Raw genomic sequence first — 264 nt, forward strand, 5'->3', positions numbered from 1 at the left:
GCCTCCCCGCAAGTCGCCCCACCGCGATTTCGAGCGATTCCGCAGAGGACCTTTCCTGTGCAACGCCTTAATCGACCGACGCACGATCTCCAATAATGACCGCTCGATCCATCGGCCGCCAGGCCGGTCCAACAACAACAAAACGCCTATGCATTCCTGCCAAACGAATCAGCATGCCGGCGCACGCGTCGCGGGGACCCTCATTGCCGCCTGCCTGACCGGCTTCGTGCCCGACGTCGCGCTTGCCCAGAGCAGCGTGACGCT

The organism is Burkholderia sp. A2 (assembly GCF_001729305.1).
In the GTDB taxonomy this organism is placed as follows: Bacteria; Pseudomonadota; Gammaproteobacteria; order Burkholderiales; family Burkholderiaceae; genus Burkholderia; species Burkholderia sola.